The organism is Erwinia sp. MYb416 (assembly GCF_037479575.1).
Taxonomy (GTDB): domain Bacteria; phylum Pseudomonadota; class Gammaproteobacteria; order Enterobacterales; family Enterobacteriaceae; genus Erwinia; species Erwinia rhapontici.
The window spans coordinates 1,547-2,532 of sequence record NZ_JBBGYT010000030.1 but is presented as its reverse complement, the minus strand read 5'-3'; the positions used below and the strand labels follow the sequence as shown (position 1 = coordinate 2,532).

1 protein-coding gene is annotated in these 986 nt (G+C 55.5%); it reads left to right on the top strand.

The window, feature by feature from the left end:
* Positions 1-91 precede the first annotated feature (91 nt).
* On the top strand, positions 92-986 hold an 895-nt coding region (locus WH277_RS00285), incomplete at its 3' end, for a glycosyl hydrolase family 8 (protein WP_339503673.1).

The window sequence follows — 986 nt, the reverse complement described above, 5'->3', positions numbered from 1 at the left end:
GTCAGGGAGGGGGCGATAACGTTTCCCTGACCTGTGAAGAGACCGGTGAAAGCTCACTGCGCTTTCGTTACCAGGCATGAGGAGTAGGATGATGGCAATGTTCAGGGCAGGAATAATTTTGCTTGCGCTGGTGCTGGGGATGTCCCAGGCCAGTGCCGCAGACGGTTGGAGCACGTTTAAAACGCGTTTTATGACATCCGAAGGACGTATCCAGGATACGGGCAATAATAATGTCAGCCACACGGAAGGCCAGGGCTATGCGATGCTGATGGCGGTGTATTACAACGACCGCAGTAGTTTCGACAGCCTGTGGCGCTGGACGCAGAAGAACCTCAGCAATCCGAACAACGGTCTGTTCTACTGGAAGTACACCCCCGGTGCCAGCGACCCGGTCAGTGACCGCAACAACGCCTCTGATGGTGATGTGTTGATCGCCTGGGCACTGCTGAAAGCGGGCAATAAGTGGAATGTACCGGCGTATTTACAAGTGTCCGATCGTCTGCAAAAAGCGATTATTGACCGCAATGTGATCACCTTTGCCGGGCGGACGATTATGTTGCCTGGCGCCCAGGGTTTTAACAAAACCAGCTATGTGATCCTCAACCCATCCTACTTTATTTTCCCGGCGTGGCGTGACTTTGCTGCCCGCAGCCATTTGAAGGTGTGGAACGCCCTGATTGACGATGGTACGCAGCTGCTGTCTGAGATGCGTTTTGGTGACAGTGGCCTGCCAATGGACTGGGTGGCGATGAACGCCGACGGTTCAATGGCTCCGGCTACCGCCTGGCCGCCGCGTTTCAGTTATGATGCGATCCGTGTTCCGCTTTATCTGCACTGGTATGATCCTGCCTCGCTGCAACTGGTGCCGTTCCAGCGTTTCTGGATGAACTTCCAGCGGCTGCAAACGCCGGCCTGGATTGATGTGCTCAGTAGCGATAAAGCGCCGTACAATATGGCGGGCGGCCTGCTGGCGGTGCGCGATTTGA